16 protein-coding genes and 3 pseudogenes are annotated in these 19077 nt (G+C 41.2%); 10 read left to right on the top strand and 9 right to left on the bottom strand.

Annotated features, from left to right (window positions below; translation table 11 throughout):
• Positions 1–185: 185 nt before the first annotated feature.
• The 3 genes from HWQ47_RS19205 (at position 186) to HWQ47_RS19215 (ending at position 2362) form a co-directional block, all read left to right on the top strand.
• Positions 186–1133, top strand: coding sequence for an ABC transporter substrate-binding protein (locus HWQ47_RS19205; protein WP_269967647.1), 948 nt, complete (start codon positions 186–188; stop codon positions 1131–1133).
• Between the two features lie 10 nt (positions 1134–1143).
• On the top strand, positions 1144–1299 hold the full coding sequence (locus HWQ47_RS19210) for a hypothetical protein (RefSeq protein ID WP_269967648.1): 156 nt from the start codon (positions 1144–1146) through the stop codon (positions 1297–1299).
• A gap of 520 nt (positions 1300–1819) precedes the next feature.
• Positions 1820–2362, top strand: a complete 543-nt coding sequence (locus HWQ47_RS19215) for a DUF3016 domain-containing protein (protein ID WP_269967649.1) — start codon at positions 1820–1822, stop codon at positions 2360–2362.
• Positions 2363–2437: 75 nt separating this feature from the next.
• Here HWQ47_RS19215 and HWQ47_RS19220 read toward each other — a convergent pair whose 3' ends face one another.
• Both HWQ47_RS19220 and HWQ47_RS19225 read right to left on the bottom strand, forming a co-directional pair.
• Positions 2438–2899 (bottom strand): FMN-binding negative transcriptional regulator, encoded by a 462-nt coding sequence (locus tag HWQ47_RS19220; RefSeq protein WP_269967650.1) that lies wholly within the window; start codon positions 2897–2899, stop codon positions 2438–2440.
• Complete coding sequence (locus HWQ47_RS19225) at positions 2886–3518, bottom strand: GNAT family N-acetyltransferase (RefSeq protein WP_269967651.1); 633 nt, start codon at positions 3516–3518, stop codon at positions 2886–2888. The genes HWQ47_RS19220 and HWQ47_RS19225 overlap by 14 nt, the downstream gene beginning before the upstream one ends.
• Positions 3519–3591: 73 nt before the next feature.
• Here HWQ47_RS19225 and pdxR point away from each other — a divergent pair, with 73 nt between their 5' ends.
• Positions 3592–5064, top strand: coding sequence for a MocR-like pyridoxine biosynthesis transcription factor PdxR (pdxR, locus tag HWQ47_RS19230; protein WP_269967652.1), 1473 nt, complete (start codon positions 3592–3594; stop codon positions 5062–5064).
• 438 nt (positions 5065–5502) lie between these two features.
• On the opposite strand, the gene HWQ47_RS19235 is transcribed toward pdxR, so the two are convergent.
• From HWQ47_RS19235 to HWQ47_RS19250, 4 genes are all read right to left on the bottom strand, one after another.
• Positions 5503–6680 (bottom strand): IS3 family transposase gene (locus HWQ47_RS19235; protein WP_269967653.1). Its coding sequence is split into 2 segments (ribosomal slippage): positions 5503–6413 and positions 6413–6680, totalling 1179 coding nucleotides; the frame shifts between segments, so codons are not numbered across the junction.
• A gap of 183 nt (positions 6681–6863) precedes the next feature.
• Positions 6864–8204, bottom strand: a complete 1341-nt coding sequence (locus tag HWQ47_RS19240) for a M20 metallopeptidase family protein (RefSeq protein ID WP_269967654.1) — start codon at positions 8202–8204, stop codon at positions 6864–6866.
• A gap of 87 nt (positions 8205–8291) precedes the next feature.
• Complete coding sequence (locus tag HWQ47_RS19245) at positions 8292–8825, bottom strand: outer membrane protein (protein ID WP_269967655.1); 534 nt, start codon at positions 8823–8825, stop codon at positions 8292–8294.
• 122 nt (positions 8826–8947) lie between these two features.
• Entirely contained in the window at positions 8948–9886 is a 939-nt protein-coding gene (locus HWQ47_RS19250) for a choice-of-anchor H family protein (RefSeq protein WP_269967656.1), read from the bottom strand.
• A gap of 283 nt (positions 9887–10169) precedes the next feature.
• On the opposite strand from HWQ47_RS19250, the gene HWQ47_RS19255 reads away from it, so the two are divergent.
• The 5 genes and pseudogenes from HWQ47_RS19255 to HWQ47_RS19275 form a co-directional block, all read left to right on the top strand.
• Positions 10170–10502, top strand: coding sequence for a PepSY domain-containing protein (locus HWQ47_RS19255; RefSeq protein ID WP_269967657.1), 333 nt, complete (start codon positions 10170–10172; stop codon positions 10500–10502).
• A 48-nt stretch (positions 10503–10550) separates the two neighbouring features.
• A complete protein-coding gene (locus tag HWQ47_RS19260; RefSeq protein ID WP_269967658.1) occupies positions 10551–11246 on the top strand; it encodes a response regulator transcription factor in 696 nt (231 codons plus the stop codon).
• The gene (locus HWQ47_RS19265; RefSeq protein ID WP_269967659.1) at positions 11239–12639 is read left to right on the top strand and encodes an ATP-binding protein; all 1401 of its coding nucleotides are present in this window, start codon (positions 11239–11241) and stop codon (positions 12637–12639) included. Before HWQ47_RS19260 ends, HWQ47_RS19265 begins: the two co-directional genes overlap by 8 nt.
• A 132-nt stretch (positions 12640–12771) precedes the next feature.
• Positions 12772–14157: a DUF3300 domain-containing protein gene (locus HWQ47_RS19270; protein WP_269967660.1), complete on the top strand. Its 1386-nt coding sequence runs from the start codon at positions 12772–12774 to the stop codon at positions 14155–14157.
• Positions 14158–14471: 314 nt separating this feature from the next.
• Positions 14472–15159: pseudogene (locus tag HWQ47_RS19275) on the top strand (IS4 family transposase); the annotation flags it as partial.
• Here HWQ47_RS19275 and HWQ47_RS19280 read toward each other — a convergent pair.
• Positions 15157–16195: pseudogene (locus HWQ47_RS19280) on the bottom strand (IS630 family transposase). The pseudogenes HWQ47_RS19275 and HWQ47_RS19280 sit on opposite strands and share 3 nt — an antisense overlap.
• Positions 16196–16251: 56 nt before the next feature.
• Here HWQ47_RS19280 and HWQ47_RS19285 point away from each other — a divergent pair.
• Positions 16252–16791, top strand: a pseudogene (locus tag HWQ47_RS19285) (IS4 family transposase); the annotation flags it as partial.
• Between the two features lie 194 nt (positions 16792–16985).
• Here the strand turns inward: HWQ47_RS19285 and HWQ47_RS19290 are convergent.
• On the bottom strand, positions 16986–17192 hold the full coding sequence (locus HWQ47_RS19290) for a hypothetical protein (protein ID WP_269967661.1): 207 nt from the start codon (positions 17190–17192) through the stop codon (positions 16986–16988).
• 10 nt (positions 17193–17202) lie between these two features.
• Entirely contained in the window at positions 17203–18030 is an 828-nt protein-coding gene (locus HWQ47_RS19295) for a hypothetical protein (RefSeq protein ID WP_269967662.1), read from the bottom strand.
• Positions 18031–19077 lie beyond the last annotated feature (1047 nt).

Genomic DNA, 19077 nt, shown 5'->3' on the forward strand with positions numbered 1-19077 from the left:
CATTGATTTCGTTATATATTACCCTTCCAACACCTTCAACCACCCGATTAATTAACAACAAATCAACAACAAAGTAAAAAATACACTTGCGGTAAAATGAGCCTTAGAGAATACTGCCTATTGGCAATAAACAATACACTAGTAAGCAGTTGAAATTAAATCGTTAAATTATAAGGCAGTGTTAAATGGCTGAACACGGTACAAAGATTACCATGCGTCAAATCATGCTTTTTATCTGTATGTTAACTAGTTTGCCTTTTTCTTCGTATGCAAAGGAGGTTTTACGTATATTTACTTGGGATGGCTACGTCACAGCTCAAGACTTGCTCATCGTCAATAAGCAACTCAAACTGCAGGGATATAATATAGAAGCAAGCGTCATCAGCCCATTTGCTTCCGGCCCCGAACAAATGTTTAACGTACTTAGAGCTGGAAAAACTGACATATCATTCCTGACTCTTAACTATATAAAAATGCAGGAAGAGAAAACATCTAAACTACTTCAAGTGATCGATACTCAGTCTCCTCGAATACCAAACTACAAAAAGCTTAGAACTGAACTTACTCAAATTCCCATGGGAAAGAACGGCAAAGGTATGGTTTACATTCCTTTCGGCGGTGGCGCTTATGGCATTTGGGCTAACATGAACAAGCTTAATAAAGAGGAATTGCCAGTTTCTATAAGCGATCTCTGGAATGAAAAATGGAAAGGTAAACTATCTTTAGCCAAAGGACAAATCCAACCTAATATCGCCCTCGTTATGCTCTCATTGAATAAATCTCCTTACTATATCAATGATCTCATCACCTCAGGAAAAAGACGCGAGGCCATAAAATTTGTCAAGAATACAGCCCAAAAACAGACAAACCTATTATATCAACAAGTTCACTCCTTTTGGGATGGCACACCAAACTATGATCAAGAGCTATTATTAACCTCAAGTTATGGTGTCGAGATTGCGAAACAGAATACGCTAGGGGGTAAATGGGAATATATACATTTTGAAGAGGGAAGCACAGTCTGGCTCGATACGATTAATTTTGCTAAGCATTTAAGTGGCACAAAGCTTGAAGCTGCTGAAATTGTTGCCAACTACTTTATTAGCAAGACAGTTCAGACCCCGACTGGTTAATGAATTAGGCATGGTCTCAGCGACGAACTTAGTCGACACGAATCCACTACTCGATAACGATCCTGATTTCTTTTCTGAACAGATGTTTTGGCAGCCCTATGACAAAACTGCCGATAATATTATGGACAATATGTCAGATACAGCAATGGAAACCATTAACCATTAACCATTAACCATTAACCATTAACCATTAACCATTAACCTAGTAAAAGTAAATGCTTGTTACTTAGCTAGTTCAGTAACGTTTATATATTAGTTATTTCATTGAACTTAAGCTTAATCAATATGTAATGAACAAAGTGAAATACCATACTGCACATCCACATTACTAATAATAACCAAAAACAGTATCAATTAAGCACTTTATTATGATGATAATATAGCAACCATTATAACCACTATCAACAAATGCAAGGACTGAAGCTGTTCATCCCAATGTTTACATCGTCATAAAGTATTAATTGCCTTTTAAACAATCAAACGAAGCCATTAAACTTATTTTAATCAGTATGTTGAAGCTATTTACTATCAACAAGCTAAATACCACTCCACCTTAGCGGCTAATAAAGCTTGTTTCCCATTAAGAATGTGTATAAAACTGTATATTCATTTGCTTATTATTTTTTTGACCACGCAATATTTAAAATGCAACTATTCTTAATATAACCAAACACTAAGGAATCGATATGAGATATACACTTTCATTACTTACCTTCATTATTATGACAATATTAACTGGATGTACCTCAACTGAAAAAAATGAACCCATCGTAAATTTTCTTACTCATGATGGCAAGTTATCTATAATATGGAAAGATCCTAATCAGTATTCAGATATTGAATCAACGACTTGGCTACAATCTAAGTTTGATAAATATTTATTTACAGAACTAACAGACGAACTAGGTAGAGATGTCAATAAGGTCCTAGGTGAAAATCAACAGCTAGATCTCATCATTACCAATGTAGATTTAGCAGGAGATGTTCAATCTACATTTGGCGCATCCGTTAACGACATTCGTGTAGTATCTGATTTGTACCCACCGAAAATCAACTTCGATTACACATTAAGTCAGGATGGTAAAGTTATTATGTCCGGATCAGAGAAAATTCAAAATATGGGTTTTTTATTTGGTATACAACCAATTACCAGCCAACCTTTTCCTTATGAGTCTAAATTATTAACTAAATGGTTTAAAGAAAAAATAAAACCTGAACTTGTAAAATAATCAATATATTAAGTAGACAAGGTAGTTAAATAGCTACCTTGTCTACTTAATTGTTAATATTGATAATCCATTGTTCTAACTCCTGCCAAGCCCTATACCCTTTGCTAACTTATCCCGATACTCTTCAGTAAGGAGCTCGCGTTTGAGCAATAGTTCAGGTTCATACCTATCTACCATCTCATCCAATGTCATTATCGTTTCATCTGTAGAGAGAAAACTCATCTCTCCATAAAGATGAACAGCAACATAGTTCCAGGTTGGCACCGCAGGAAACGAAGCATACCAAGTTGGAGAGATGTAGCTATGCGGTCCCTCAAGAATAATCATCACATTACAAGCATCTTGCTTTCCCAAATGTCGGTTTGCTCTGGAGAAATGTCCATAAAGAGTGCCTAACTCACCCTCTGATTTTTTTAGCATAAAGGGCAGATGGTTTGCTTCTAGTTGCTCCGTTATTAAGATGCCAAAACTAAACTCTTCAATAAACTGATGAATGAGTTCATTGCTCCCCATCTTCATAGTTTCAGGTATGTGCATTAACAGCCCCTACTACTCTCTCCATTTTAACTTGCAGCTCTGACTTAACTTTTAACCACTCCTGCTCAGTAATACTGAAAATAGCCGTACTTCTAACATTCCCATCGGGCAAAATTCTATTATTGCGTAATACGCCTTCAAACTTTGCCCCTATACGCAAAATAGCACTGCGAGATTGCTGATTTTTCTCATGGGTTTTAATCTCAACTCTAATGGCGCCCAACACCTCAAAAGCATGTTTTAACAACAAGAATTTCGCCTGAGTATTAACATGGGTACGTTGAAAATCAGGGATAATAAACGTATGCCCAATTTCAATGTTTCTATCATCACGCCTAATCGAACAATAACGGGTACTGCCTATTATCTTCTGACTAAGATTATCAATGATCACAAATGGAATTTGATCACCAAGTTGCAACCCACGCAGTGCTTTATCAATCCAAGCCCTTGTCGATTCATGGGTTTCACAAGGATTAGGAACTACCCATCTCCACAATCGCTCATGGTTACCAGCAAGATAGAAGCCCTCGAAATCATTTCTAACCAAAGGTTTGAGCGTGATATCCCTAGCATTAAGTGTAATTGGCTGTGGATTAAAGTCAGTAGTTGTTTGCAAGTGAGCTCTCCTATTTCGATTGATATAGGCTATTCTTGCAGCATCTGGTATAAGTTAAACATCCAGATTTCAAATGCAGCCTATACCAGAAATAAAAACTCTTTGCCTCACCTTAGATGCATCTAACAAACCTAAGTTTTTGCAGATTGCGAGAGCTATAAATTCTGCCATAAAGCATGGGCAAGTTAAAGCAAGGGAGGCACTCCCTTCAGCCCGTCAACTTGCTGAGCAATTACAGACGAATCGCCACACCATTATGGCGGCTTATCACGAACTCATTGCACAAGGATGGGTAGAGTCAATTGAACGTCAAGGTTATCGTGTCGTGCCGTCATTTCCGGTGGAGTCCAGCCGCTATACAAAAACTAAGCAAGGCACAGCACAAAGTAAATTTAAGTGGCAGATAAACCCTCGCATTTTTGAAGATAAGAAAACTAAACCAGCCCATGAGTATCACTACAACTTTGCAGGGGGAAATCCTGATATATCGGCCTTCCCCTTCCATGAACTCAAGCCCTTTATGAATGACAGCTTCACTCGGCCTGAGCTTTCCGATTTGTCCTATGGCAATAACAGAGGTAATAGCCAATTTATCTCTCAAGTAGCAATCTACTTGCGTCGAGCACGCTCAATCACAGATAAAGAGATCATTACAGTCAATGGCTCACAAGAGGCGTTATATTTAATCTCTCAGGTTTTATTAAAACCCGGGGCTAAGGTTGCAGTTGAGTCCTTAGGCTACCGGCCAGCATGGAACGCCTTTAAAAGCGCTGGAGCTGAATTAGTCGCCATCAAACAACACTCTAAAGGAATTGATATTGATCATCTAACTCAGTTAGTTAAAGACCATGATATTTCGCTGATCTATCTAACACCCTTGCATCAATACCCTACGACGGTGACTTTACCTATCCATGAAAGAATAAAAATTTACCAACTTGCAGCGACGCATAATGTCGCCATTATTGAAGATGATTACGATCATGAGTTTCATTATTCAAGCCAGCCATTAGTACCTTTAGCTGCCGACGACCCCAAAGGACTGGTTATCTACATCTCTACTTTCTCTAAAATCATGTTTCCCGGTTGCCGTATTGGTTACATGGCAGTGGACAAGTCTTTAGCCGCAGCCATCATCAACTATCGAAGCGTCATGAACCATAAACCCAATGTATTAATGCAAGATGCCATCGGGCGTTGGATGAGAGACGGTGCGTTTGAAAGACATCTAAGACGAACCACTAAAATATACCAGCAGAGACGAGATAATTTAGTCTCTGAGCTTAGAAAATACCAGAAACAAGAATTAGATATCAGCTTTACGATCCCTGCTGGAGGTATGGCTATCTGGGTAGATGTGAAAAAAAACGCTAAACATCTGGAGAACTTTGGTTTAGAAAATGATATCTACTTAGTTTCTGAATCAAGTTTTCATCTCGATAAAGAAAAAGATCAAAATCGTTATATTCGCTTAGGATTTGCTGGAATGACGCCGGAGAAAATGAACCAAGGTCTTGCCATATTATTCAGCTATTTTACCCGCTAAAGCCTATTACTCATTGCAGGCCAATCGAATACCCAAAATCAATGTGACTCTCTTTACTCACTTCCACTTGAATCAAAAGTAACAAATAAGCAACATTAACTTCGTTAGACATTTATTGGTTTTATTGAGTACCAAAACATAAATAGTAGGTCTATCGGTGTTACTTAAATCTAATAAGCCCGAGAGATAAATTTATCTATGATACTCCTTATATCTCCTTCAAAAATGTCAGAAGGAATAGCTAGCATAATAATTAATGGAATATAAATGAAGAAGTTAATCTTAGGCTTGTGTCTTTTTAGCGCCAGTGGTTGCACAGTTTTTCTAGGTCAACCTAGTGAGCATGTAGGTAAATTTGATGACTGGGAACTATGTTCTGAGTTAGCTGATAAAACTTATAAATATCATCCCTCTTGGTCTTGGGCTATCTTGAAGTGGTCAACTAATTTTGGCCACGGACTTGGAATCATTCTGAAATAACCGTTCAGACTCCACTGGAGTCAGCCCACCGTTATACTGATGTGGCCTGACTTGATTATAATATCTCACGATATAATGGCTTATTGCCTTCTTACCATCATAAAATGAAGGGTAACCCGCCCTTGGCATCCATTCTGTTTTAAAACTTCTAAAAAATCGCTCCATTGGGGCATTATCCCAACAGTTACCTCGCCGACTCATGCTTTGTTCTATCTGATATCGCCACAATAGCTGCCTAAATTGTTTGCTAGTGTAATGGCAGCCTTGATCTGAATGATACATAACGCCTTTCGGCTGTTTCCTAACAGCAAATGCCATTGAAAGAGCTTTCTCTGTTAACCCTGTATCAGGCGGTTTAGAGGTGGCCCAGCCGATGACTTTTCGAGAAAACAAGTCAATAACGACTGCAAGATAGAGCCACTGGTTTCCTGCCCAGACGTAAGTGACATCGCCACACCAGACTTGGTTAGGCTCTGTTACTGCAAATTGTCTATTTAATGTATTCGGGATTTCCAAGTGTTCATTTGTTGCTTTCTTATAGCGATGAGCCTTTACCTGACAACTTACTAAATTTAGCTTTCTCACCATCTTATCTGATTTGTAGCGGCTTAGTAATATTCCTCGTTGAGCTAATATGCTTGAAATAGTTCTTGCGCCAGCTGAGCCGCCACTTTCCTTATGTGCTATTTTCACCTCACTCTGAAGTTTAATATCACTCAAGCTTACTTGCTTAGATTTTGAATGCCAATAACGATAACTACTTCGATGAATCCCAAGCACATCACACACCTCTTTAACTGGATAGCTCTGCTTGATATTCTCAACAATTACAAATCTTTGAGAGAGTCTGACACCAAGAGAGCAGTAGCCTTTTTTAGGATGTCGTTCTCTCTTTCCATCCTAATTATTTTTCGTTCTAACTCCCTTATTTTTAACAGTTCAGGCGTCAATGGGGTCGCTTTCGGTTTTCCGCCATTCCGTTCATCTTTGAGTTGACGAACCCACTTATCCATTGTTGATTTACCGACTTCCATAGCGTTAGCAGCTTCTGCAACTGAATAGTTTTGTTCAACAACCAGTAGTGCAGCTTCTAATCTGAATTCGGGAGTAAAGTTACGTTTTAAGCGCTTAGTCATACGATCACCTAAATAATAATGAGGCTATGATATCAACCTCTAACTAGGTGGCCAAATTAACTATGCCACTTCACTTTCAAAATCGCTTGTACCTCATATAAAACAAGAGGTACAAGGCTACACCTAAGCTCTTTGAAATCCAGGATTCAATGGGTATTTAATACCCTCTAGCCAAGGTAAGGATTATTCCCCGTTAAACAAGTCCATGGCACTCGTTGTCATCGCCCGCACTCCAGTGCTGATAGTGAGTGGATAATCAGGAGCAAACTTACTTGAATGCAGTGAAGCAAGACTCTCTCCCGATATCAAACTGGCTTTATACTTTGTAGGTTCTACAGCGCCTAACCAAAATAGGGTAATGGGTAGCCCATCAGCTGTCCGTCCATAGAGACCAAAATCTTCTCCCGCCATAACAGGTGCTGCAGTAACCACATTAGTCTCCCCAAGTTCAGACTCAATACTGGCTCTCACCTTGGCCGTCAACTCAGGATTATTGTAAGTTGAAGGAACAGTTTCATCTTCATGAACATAAACAACGGGCATCAACTCCTCAGGTAATCCCGCACTGATAGCAATCCCCTTAGTTAATCGCTTAATTGCCGCGATCTGTTGTAAACGCACCTCTGGGTTATATGAGCGTAGGGTGAGCTGTAGCTTGACATCATTGGAGATAATATTGTGCTTAGAACCACCATGAATTGAGCCCACGGTGACCACATTGGGTTCAAGTGGCGAGATCTCACGGCTCGATATGGTTTGCAGCGCTAGTACTGTTCGCGCAGCGAGTACCACAGGATCGATAGTTAAATGTGGATAAGCACCGTGACCTCCCTTGCCTTTAATCGTGATATCCACCGAATCTACGTTTGCCAATGCATAACCGGAAACGATACCGACTTTCCCCGCCGGTATTGAGGCACTTACATGTAAACCTAAGATCTTATCTGGTGTAGGAAATTGCTTAAACAACCCTTGCTTGAGCATAGCCTTAGCACCACCACCGACCTCTTCAGCTGGTTGGGCGACTATCATCAAGGTACCTTTCCAATTCGCTTTTTGCTGAACCAACTGCTCAGCGGTGCCAATCAGGCTGGTCATATGAATATCATGACCACAGCCATGCATGACCCCAATGGTTTTACCCATTGCATCAGTGGTTTTAACGGTCGATGCATAGGGTTTACCAGTCTCTTCGATAATCGGCAATCCGTCAATATCGGCACGGATCATCACCACAGGACCCTCGCCATTATAGAAGATCCCCACCACACCATGGCCACCGAAATTGTTTGTCACCTCAAAACCCAGCGTCGATAACTCCTTTGCCATATGCGCAGATGTGGCCTGCTCATGATATGAAAGTTCTGGATTTTGATGCAGATGAAGATACAGCTTCTCCAATTTAGGCATCGCTTGTGCTACAGAATGATTCAGACCCTCCGCTTGTCCATAACAAACTGAAGAGAAACTAGCTGTTAACGCAAAAGAAAGTACAAGGCCGAGGGAGGTTTTTGTTAGTCTCATCAGGTATCTTCTTATTTTAAGTAGTGGTTTTATCGACTAAGACTAAGCTAGCACAGAGGCTCTAGTTTTGTTTATTTAAAAACCGAATTAGAATTGATAATTGATGCCTAGGTAAACATTTGAGAGATCAGAATCAAGCACATTATCAGAGGTATCATGGGCAAGCTCCGTTAATATAGTTTCATAACCAAGACGAATATTAACGCTATCGGTTATGGCCATATTAAAACCTGCCCCCCACATCCAACCTGATGCTGAGTAGTCATCATTTGCAGCAGAAACCTCAGTAGTTGCAACACCTACCTTAATAAACATAGAGTAAACAGGACTGAAAAAATGATTCAATTTTACTGCGAAGGTCGCCGTTCTTGCTTTAATATCTCCCTCATCCGCTAAATTAGCGGTGGTAAAAAACGTGCTTTCAACCGCCAGATCTTTACCAAAACTGTAACCAGCATAACCTCCATAACTGGTTGCAGACTCCTTAAAATAGCCTAAATCAAGCTCACTATAACCACCCATTCCACCAATATAGTAGCCTTGAATATCTGGGGCGGCACTGACTGATGTGGCTTGAAACAGTGTAAAAAGCACTCCTCCTGTTAAGAGTAATTTATTCATATTCACCCCCCTAAATTATTATTAGTCTCTATTTTTCATCACTCTATCATCGATAACAACCTCTTGTGTTAGCCTATCAGAAACTGATTTAATAACAAGCTGGCAACAGTTGAGTTAGTGTTTCATCGGCTTAGTGATTGATCGATGGCCTTCTCAACCTTGCTGGTAGCCCTAAACCTTACAAAGAGTCCTAAACCAAGTAATGCAATGAATGACATAGACCCTCCACCATGACCCTCGCTGCTGCTATTGCCATTATCAATATAATCCCTATCACTACTCTCAAGTGGTAATGCATATAAACTAGCAAAGTCATCAGAGTTAACCGTAGCCACAATATCGGTGTAACCCACCTCATACAGGTCAATCAATACATCATAATAATCTGCCGGATAGCCCGAATTGAGTGTAGTTAACACTTCAAAATCATCTTCAGTTGAATCCCCCACGACAGTAAATATGTCGGTGGTGTAGTAATGCACCCAAGGACCACCATCACGGCTCAGGTACATCTCCGCGTAAACTTCTGCGGGCTGGTTGGGATAGTAACCGTACACATCGGCATCAAAGGTGACGCTAAAGGTTTGATAGAAACCATCATAGTCATTATCTTCAAATAGACGACTACTGGCTTCATAGATAGCAAATTCATTATAAATAGGGTTGGCAAAAGCTGAAGGGACATCTGACTGTGAATTACCTTTTACCTTTTGAAGCTTATACTTAGCCGGAATAAAACCCTTTTTATGGGCATTGATCACCTCCTCACGGGTTTTAAGCCTATTCACCGACTTAATGCCTGTTGTTGAATGAAGTTGATTTAAACGCTGTGCACCCAGTTCAGCTACCGAGCCAATACGACCCGATACTACTGGCATATTCCCAACGGTATTCAACTCTCGTCCAATAGAGTTATGTACCTTAATTGAAGTAAAGCCTGCGGCATCAAACTCTGAACTACTCACTTGTCCCGCAACCATCAAGCTTACAGCCATGAAGCTTAAGCTCCACAGTTTTTTGCTTATATTCCCGTTCACTAACGCTTGTGTTAACTGTTTCATATCTTAAGCCTCATCCAAATCATGAATTGTTACGGCCATTAAAGACGATTTAATGTGAACAGAAGCTGAACGTTAAAAAACAATCAATTGATGAGGTTAGCCTGATGATGGCATTCAGCTTACGTTCATCTGAAGTTAGTAACATTAACCTGATAATTTAATTAGCCACCGCTAATGAACAAGCATTGATAAACAGGTTTAGGGAGTTTCTAAATAGAGTGGGATCTTTTACACTATCTAGATTAACTAGATTAATTTCACTCTCTAAAGGCGGGCACACTGAATGAAGTTAGGCTCTATCTTGCTACTGACAACGACATTAATCTTAAGCTCTCTGGTCTCATTTACCGGGCAAGCATCAAGTGTCTACTTGGTCTCTACAGCAATGAGCACCATGGCAGAACAATCGTCCAAACAAGTTAGTCGTCAACTCAAAGTAAAAAGCCGCGATCATGCCATTCAATTAGTAAGACGCCAATACCAAGGTAAAGTACTCAAGGCTCAATCGAGTCAAGTCAATGGTCATTCAGGTTATAGGATAAAAATGCTCTCCAACCAAGGCGTAGTGTTTTATGTCTCTGTCGATGCCCAAACTGGCAGCGTGCGCAGGAATTAAGCTCAGGGCGAATACGATAACGCGATAATACAGCGAGAGGACCAACCGATGAGAATACTGTTAGTCGAAGATGATATAGAGCTTCAAACAAACCTGAAACAGCACCTAATCGACGCTAACTATACGGTTGATGTCGCCAGTGATGGAGAGATTGGCCTATTTCAAGGCTGTGAATATCGCTACGATGCCGCCATCATAGATGTCGGACTGCCTAAACTCGACGGTATAGCCCTTATCACCACACTGAGAGAGAAAGAGATAGATTTCCCCATCTTGATTTTAACTGCTCGAGATAGTTGGCAAGATAAGGTTGAAGGACTCGACGCTGGCGCCGATGATTACCTAACAAAGCCGTTCCATCCACAAGAGTTAGTTGCCAGACTCAAGGCATTGATCCGACGCTCTGCAGGTAAAGCTAGTCCTTTGATCCACAATGGGCCTTTCAGCATTAATACCAGTAGTTTAGAGGTCAAAAAAAACGAGCAACTGATCACTCTGAGTGGTTCAGAATACAAACTATTTGAGTATTTTATGCTCCACCCCGGTGAAGTAAAATCCAAAACAGTGCTCACCGAACACATTTACGATCAAGACTTTGATCTCGACTCCAACGTGATTGAGGTCTTCATCAGACGATTAAGAAAGAAGCTCGATCCCGATAACCAATACGGACTCATCGAAACCCACCGCGGACAAGGTTACCGTCTGGCTCCTTTAACGCCAATAAAAGACAGCCATGAATAATAAACAGGTGAGCAAGTCACGCTGGTTCTCCCTATTCAACTCCCTTAAAGTCCGACTTGTTATCAGTGCCCTGTTGCTGATTTTAATATTAATGCCCTTGATAGGCTTCACTCTCAATGACGCCTTTAAGCAACAGGTAAAAACCGCAGCCAAAAACGAATTGAGCGCCTATCTCTATTCTGTTTTAGCGGTCACTGAGGTCGATAATAACCAACTGCAGATGCCAGAGCTTTTACTTGAAAACCAGTTTAACGTGATTCAATCCGGCCTCTATGCACTCATCTCAACTCCATTCGCGAATACTTCAAACACGACAAAGGGTGAAGATGGAGGAGAGTTACTTTGGCACTCAGACTCTTTTTTAGGTTTTAGCGAGCCAAATAAACTGCCTCAACCGTCAATAGGCCAACGAGATTTTAGTGAGATAACCTTAGATGACAAACCTCATATCATCTATAGCCTCAGCGTCAGTTTCGAACAGGAAGATGGCGCTTTCCCTATCACGATGCACATCATTAAAGATCAAGCTGACTTTCAAAAACAGATAGATCAATTTAATCGACAGTTATGGAGCTGGCTCTTAGTACTGATGGCTTTATTAGGTATAGCGCAGCTTGCTTGGCTGTTATGGACGTTAAAGCCTTTAGCCAAATTTAAGCAAGAGCTGCAAGATGTTGAAAATGGCAAAGCAATGCAACTGAGCACTGACTATCCAAGCGAACTGCAATCCGTTGCTTATCAACTCAATACCTTGCTTATTACCGAACAAAATCAACGTAAACGATATCGTAATGCCCTGTCCGATCTTGCCCACAGCCTCAAAACACCATTGGCTGTTATTCAGAGCCAAAAAGGACTCGACAGCTCATCAATCGAGCAGGTATCGACCATTAATCGCATCATAGGCCACCAGCTAAAACGCGCACAATCGGCGGCGGGTTCCTCCTGGCATCTTGGTGTTAAAATCGCACCAATATCCGAAAAATTGATCCGCACCTTAGGTAAAATCTATCGCGATCCACAACGCCAAATCAGAGCAGATGTCGATTCTGATGCTATCTTCCGCGGCGATGAAGCCGACTTAACCGAGATCTTGGGTAATCTGCTGGATAACGCCTGCAAAGCTGCCAAGTCGCAAGTTTTACTGACAGTTAGCATCTCAAAGCTGGCATTAAACATCAGCATTGAGGATGACGGCTTAGGCGTGACTGCAGAACAGGAAAGTAAAATATTTGAGCGCGGCACCCGCGCAGATTCCTATGAACAAGGACACGGCATAGGCCTTGCTATCGTGCGGGATCTACTCGATAGTTATACTGGCCAACTCGTTATCTCGCGGTCTGAATCCTTAGGTGGTGCTAAATTTTTGATCATCTTTAACCAGAAAGGTTAGCTCAAGACGCTATAAAAAAGCCAAATCAAGGCTGTACAACAAGCCATAGAGTCGACTTTTACCCCTTCAGCTTATGTTCATCTTCAGTTCTTTATAATGACTTTAACGTCATAAAACGGATCAGGAGAGCTTATGAAATCGCTCATACTACGGATTAATCGCTCGATACTTACCGCGCTTATTAGCAGTCTGGTTGTACTTATCACAAGCACAATACCGCTAGCCAATGCTGCCAGTACACAAGAAATTGAGGAGCTAACGCCATTCAGTGAAGCAGAGCTTGAGCAGATGCTGGCACCCATAGCTTTGTATCCTGATAGTCTATTGACTCATATCTTGATCGCAGCCACTTACCCTATAGAGCTGATACAGGCTGAACGATTACACAGTAAAAATACACTGCTCCCCACAGCCCAATTAATGGAGAAAGCAGAAAAGAAGGATTGGGATCCCAGTGTCACAGCACTGCTCGCCTTTCCCAATGTGTTAGAAAAACTCAGCAGCGATCTAAGCTGGACCCAAGATCTCGGCGATGCCTTCCTTCAAGATGAAGCAAAATTGCTCGCCAGTATTCAGTCACTCAGAGCCCAAGCCGACGAGGCTGATAGTCTGTCTGAGATGGAAAACATGTCAGTCACCCGAGTTAACAACCGGATAGTGATTGAGCCAGTACAAAAAGAGATTGTCTATGTGCCTTATTATGATCCACGTACAGTATATGGAAATTGGCACTGGTATAACTATCCGCCAGTCTACTGGGCACCCTATCCCTATTATGTCGGTCGTCCCAACGGTCAATTTTACTGGAACAGTGGCGTTCAAATCAGCTTTAACTTCTTTTTCAGCGCCTTTCACTGGAGCAACCACAGAGTCGTCGTTATCGATCATCACCGCTCACACCACTACCGTCACAGAGGTCGTATTGTCACCAGTCACGGTTCTCAAAAATGGCATCACAAGCCTCAACACAGACGTGGAGTTGCGTATCGCAGTACCCATGTGAAGCAACGCTATAACAGCCATAGACCTAGTGTCGCGCACAGTAAGCTGCTGCGTCATTCGGAGAGAAGTTCGCTTGCACATAATGGCTTACAGAGCACTAAACACTACGCAAACCAAGACAAGAAGCTCAAGCATTACAACAAGCAAGTATCGCAGCACAGAGAGCAAAAGTTTGCTAACAAGCTTCACAATAGCCATAAGCCAGCTAAACCTAGCCATAAACCAGAAAGAATTAGCGTAAAAAGGACTGACAGTTATCGCGACCAGCAACGTGATATCAAAATCCATCAGCAACGGGACATGAAGAGTCATCAGCCACAAAGGAATGTCCATCTACCCAAGAGCCAACAAGCTCAACGGAGCATGCACAAGCAACAACGAGAAAGTACACAACAAGTGAGAAGCCAGCAGCCCAGACAGGTCAGTCAGGTCAGGCAATCTGCGCAACGTTCTCAGCAAGGCTCACAACAGAGAGCGCAGCATAGATCTCAAGGGCACAGTAAGAGTAGAGATTAGGGACTTGTCAGATAACAAACCTTAGTTAACTTGTCGGATAACAAGTTTCAAATATCTTTAGGTTGGGTTCATTTGGCGGTTTTGGTATTTGGTTGGTTTGCTGGATACCATAACTTATTTTTAATCTATAGCCTGCGGCACGCTTTATGTGTAAACACTCCTATGACACGCCGCAAGCACAATCCCTGTAAGCTCGACGCTGACGAATCCCCCGATGATTTTCTAATAAATTAACTAAATAGGGTGAACTTACACCTTGAGTATGATCTGATGAAGGTGCGAACAAACATCAAACTCAGGAGCTCAAGGTGTAAGTGCTGTCTATCCTACATCAATTTCTGTATGAACACTGTCCTGAAATTCACCTAAAGCGTCTCAACTCTCTCATGCTAGCTTGCCAAGCACTCGTCGATTCAGATGAGCTGACCCTGACTTCATTAGGGCGATTTATCAATAACAGCACAACACACTAAACACTCGATTAAACGTATGGATAGGTTACTTGGGAATCATCACCTGCACGGGGAAAGGATTGCCGTCTACCAATGGTACGCCAAGTGGTTGATTTTCAATAACACTATGCCTGTTGTGTTAGTTGATTGATCTAATATGAAAGAGGGGCGAGAGCTTATCGCGCTTAGAGCCTCAATTGCACTCAAAGGACGCTCAATCACTCTCTATGAGCTAACATTCCCACTCGCTCTTCAAGGTACGCAGCAGGCTCATAACCAGTTTTTGCATGAGTTGAGTAGAGTCATTCCCAAGTCAGTGACTCCGCTCATCGTAACTGATGCTGGATATAGAAACCCTTGGTTTAGATAGGCTGAAAAGCTCGGCTGGTATTGGCTAGGACGCGCTAGAGGGTTAAGTGTTTATCAGCCACACCCCAATGGCCGTCAAATATCATTAAAAGAGCTATACCCGTCAGCTTCAAGCCGAGCCAAGCATGTAGGTCGGGTTGCGCTATCGGTTAAAAAGCCGTTGTTATACCGGTCCATCTTAACACTTAGTCATAATTGCCCAGTCTCTTCGGCATAATGACATCACCCTCTTTGAGTCACTGATAAAGTAATTCCAAGCAATCGAACAAGCATCCACTATATTCTCATAACCTTTGAAACTGCGATTAGCAAGATGATGCTATCTTAACCAGCTCCATACTTGTTCTATCGGATTTAGCTCTGGCGAGTACGGGGGTAACTTGATGATACTCAAATTGTTAAATTCATCCGCGATATCATCGGTGTGCCAGCCTGCACCATCCATAACAACAACCGCGTGTCTACCAGGCTTTGTTCTTTGGGATATCAGTGATAGATGTTGACACATAATATCCTTACTTAGGTATGGCGTAATTAACGCTTCAGTCTCTCCTGTTTGCGGGCAAACAGCGCCAAAGAAATGAACATATTCAAATTGTTGCTGACGCACCGCCCTAGGACGCGTCCCTTTTCTCGCCCACAAACGTGTCGTTGTGTTTTGTTGCCCAAAGCAAGCCTCATCCTGAAACCAAATATCGACCTGTTCAAGTGCTACGCTACCTGGGATGTTAAGGATCGTTTCCAGTTGGAACTTTTTTAAAAGCCGTTTGGGCTTCAGGTGACTGTTTGGGGTGCTTGGAACGGCTGGTTATCCAGCTAAAGTTGAGCTGAGTTAATAGTTTATAAATAGCGTTAGGGTGATAATCAACATCGAAATAGTACTGAATATATTTTCGGATGTCATCGCCTGTCAGTCTGCCACCAGAGTTTTTCATGCTATTTGATTCGATATAGGTGTTAAGTTGTTGCTTTTGCCGTGTTGTAAGATAGCTATCTCTACCTTTATTCTTTTTAGCATCCAAGCCTTTAAGGCCATGAGCAAGATATTTTGCTACCCATGTATTAACACTGCCCCGGGCAACTTTAAGTCTATTGGCGACTTCATTCCGGCGGTGTCCTTCTAAAAATAGAGACACTGCCAACAATCGGATCCTTTTACGGGGTTCCTTTTCAGCTCTAGATAGAGCCAAGAGCTCTTCTGCTGTGTAATTTTTCAAAGAGGGATACTGGTGGTTTGTGGTGTATCTATTAGATCACAACTCATTACTGATTGGTATTATGCGAGCTGGTACTATTTAAAGAGCGCGCTAAAGGGCGCAAAGGACAAAGAAGAACCACAACAGATTGTCATCACACGGCCCAATGGACCTATGAACGAACAGCCAAAGAACCATGGGCACTGTTGACAAACCTAACGATGGAAGCAATGCCCCCTAAGAAGCTGGTCAATCTCTATCGCAAGCGTATGCAGATAGAAGAAACATTTCGAGACTTAAAAAGCCCAGCCTATGGGTTCAGTTTACGCCATAGCCGCACAAGAAGTGCAGCTAGGATGGATATCTTGCTACTAATAGCCTTGCTTGTTCAGCTCGCATTTTGGTGGGTTGGACTTTTTGGTGTGGCAAATAAGTTATACCGACAGTTTCAGGCTAACACAGTGAAAACACGCAGTGTGCTATCCATAGTAAGGATGGGAAAAGAGTTACTGAGGCGAAGGCAATATTACAGAATGACTGGTAGAGACTTCCAAGAAGCGATGAGGCAATTATCAGATTTATCAAGGCTTCATGGTTGCTGGGGAGCTGAATTATGAGGGGATCCTACAGGGCGGGGCATAAACACCTCCTACTGCAACCGATAAATAAAGCTTAGTAGGAGGATGAAAATTGAGTAATTGAGTAATTGAGTAATTGAGTAATTGAGTAATTGATTAAGGGTGGCCTAATTTATCTTTATCACTAAAAGGTTAAGTTTTTAAACTTAAAAAATATTAATTACCATTCTCTATTATTTTATTTTATTGGTTTTAGCTAATAAATAATAAACCAAAAAATAAATATTGAGCCCCGGAATTAACCCTAATATAAATGCAATTGTTTTGTTTTTTGTTTTTTTTGAAGCTAGTACTAAACAAAGAACAGCCACAATTACCATATAAAGTGGAATAATAATAGTTAGTAAATTAACCTCTCCATTTCGAACTTGATCAAGCATAATTGAATTCCTATTTTGGGGATACGGGATTAATGGTAACTTTTCCTGTACCACCAGCGCCTCTAATCACTGTAAATGGAACTCCTTTATCACTCAATTTATTTAGGAATGATTGTAAATTATTAGCATCGGAAAAGTGGTAAGTGCCTTCAAGTGGTTGACCTTTATCCGGAATATTAGTGCCACTTTTAGTATATGTTGATGAACCGGGAACATACTTCAAAACAACATCACCAGTATTTATAGGAGCCATAATAACTCTAATTGACGTACCATCATCGAAATTCAATTGAATTTCTATTCCTACTAAAAAAGAAAGTGAGAACTCACCAACAATATTAGCTACTTCGTTACTCCAATATGTCACAGGATAATTATCATGAACATAATTGTCAAAAAGATGATGATTCCCCGTTTCTCTAGCTACATCCCAAGCTGAAGCTAACCCTGATGAAGCAGGAATATCATAACCACTGCGAGCCTGTCTCATAAGCCCTGTATTGGATAGTTCAAGAAAAATTTGTGCTGTTTCTGCTCCTACATTTATTGTATTAGACCTTATGACTAAGTCAGGTTCATCCCCTCCACTCATTAACCATGAAGCTGATATGTACCATCTGTATACTTTACCAGACTTAGCATTCCCAACTGTAATATAGCCCTTAAAACCTTCATTTGTTTTATCAGCCTCTCCAATAGCGAATGACCTAGCTTTCACATAAAAGTTCGAACTTGACTCACAACTATTACACACCTTTAGAGTTTCGCTTTTGACACTACTAGAAAGTGCCACGCCACATAAAAAAACCGAGAGCATTATAAATGATATTTGTTTCATTCCTTTGAAATCCTTTAAAAAATAACTGTACGCTACTGATTCATAGCATTTAACATCAAACATTACTGTTTGATATGTATACAATTACATACTCTATAGACTTTAACAAGCCTCTGAATTCAATTTCAACAAAGGGGTCGTAACGAATTAGCTAATATTTAAATCGAAGAGATAACCTTCTTGTAAATCAGCAGCTGTAGATGCTACTGCTAGCTTCCAAAACATGGTCGGAAATGTTCCCTCCATTTCTAGGTATTTCCTCCATCCTTGGAGGTCAGACGTGCTTGCGGCAGTTCGCAGAAGTAGCTGCACATACGTCGTTCTTTGACATCCTGCCATCATGACATTAGTGCATTCATACACGGCACCCGCTGGAGGCGATAAGCAGCAATGGAGATACAAGATTTCACTACTCACCTAATACCAAAATAAGCCTAAAACTAAATCAAAAAATGTAATCCTGTTCAAAGTAGATTTACCTCCATCTTTACCTCCGTGTACTCCGTGAAGCGCAGCACTCCGTGGTGAGAACAAGCTTTTGTCTTTTAGCAAAACAAAGTACAACATCACAATCCAACACCAAATGAATCGAATCAGAAAATGCCATCAATCTTCATTCGAAGGTTAGCCAACTTTACTATTTACCTCCTGCCCTATAGGTAATAAACAAAGGGGTCGTAGCTAATTAGCATTTAGAGCGTAATAGATGAGAAAATATAAGGCTATATCCGCGTAACATAAGATAGCTAAATCTCTATCGCCAACAAACTTAGGGGCAGAAAAGATTTACAAAATGCTACCAAGTAAGCCCAAATCGAAGAGAACGATGGACAGGTGTAGATGCGACTGCGAGCTTCCAAAACATGGCAGAAAATGTTCCTGACATTTTTCTGCATTTCCTCCATCCTTGGAGGTCAGACGTGCTTGCGGCGGTTCGCAGAACCTTCTCTAAGAAATAGTGCACATACCACGCTGGAGGCGATAGATAACAATGAAAGTACAACCTTCAACAGTCCAGCTCAATACCAACTCAGCCGAAAGCCAAAC

Origin of the sequence: Shewanella sp. MTB7, from assembly GCF_027571385.1 — a bacterium.
In the GTDB taxonomy this organism is placed as follows: Bacteria; Pseudomonadota; Gammaproteobacteria; order Enterobacterales; family Shewanellaceae; genus Shewanella.

Excerpts from the sequence above, each read along its gene's own strand:
- HWQ47_RS19205 (WP_269967647.1), top strand. The coding sequence starts at position 186 with ATGGCTGAACACGGTACAAAGATTACCATGCGTCAAATCATGCTTTTT.
- HWQ47_RS19290 (WP_269967661.1), bottom strand. The coding sequence starts at position 17,192 with ATGCTTGATCAAGTTCGAAATGGAGAGGTTAATTTACTAACTATTATT.
- HWQ47_RS19265 (WP_269967659.1), top strand. The coding sequence starts at position 11,239 with ATGAATAATAAACAGGTGAGCAAGTCACGCTGGTTCTCCCTATTCAAC.
- HWQ47_RS19215 (WP_269967649.1), top strand. The coding sequence starts at position 1,820 with ATGAGATATACACTTTCATTACTTACCTTCATTATTATGACAATATTA.
- HWQ47_RS19250 (WP_269967656.1), bottom strand. The coding sequence starts at position 9,886 with ATGAAACAGTTAACACAAGCGTTAGTGAACGGGAATATAAGCAAAAAA.
- HWQ47_RS19295 (WP_269967662.1), bottom strand. The coding sequence starts at position 18,030 with ATGAAACAAATATCATTTATAATGCTCTCGGTTTTTTTATGTGGCGTG.
- HWQ47_RS19255 (WP_269967657.1), top strand. The coding sequence starts at position 10,170 with ATGAAGTTAGGCTCTATCTTGCTACTGACAACGACATTAATCTTAAGC.
- pdxR (WP_269967652.1), top strand. The coding sequence starts at position 3,592 with ATGCAGCCTATACCAGAAATAAAAACTCTTTGCCTCACCTTAGATGCA.
- HWQ47_RS19270 (WP_269967660.1), top strand. The coding sequence starts at position 12,772 with ATGAAATCGCTCATACTACGGATTAATCGCTCGATACTTACCGCGCTT.
- HWQ47_RS19210 (WP_269967648.1), top strand. The coding sequence starts at position 1,144 with ATGGTCTCAGCGACGAACTTAGTCGACACGAATCCACTACTCGATAAC.
- HWQ47_RS19260 (WP_269967658.1), top strand. The coding sequence starts at position 10,551 with ATGAGAATACTGTTAGTCGAAGATGATATAGAGCTTCAAACAAACCTG.
- HWQ47_RS19240 (WP_269967654.1), bottom strand. The coding sequence starts at position 8,204 with ATGAGACTAACAAAAACCTCCCTCGGCCTTGTACTTTCTTTTGCGTTA.
- HWQ47_RS19245 (WP_269967655.1), bottom strand. The coding sequence starts at position 8,825 with ATGAATAAATTACTCTTAACAGGAGGAGTGCTTTTTACACTGTTTCAA.
- HWQ47_RS19220 (WP_269967650.1), bottom strand. The coding sequence starts at position 2,899 with ATGCACATACCTGAAACTATGAAGATGGGGAGCAATGAACTCATTCAT.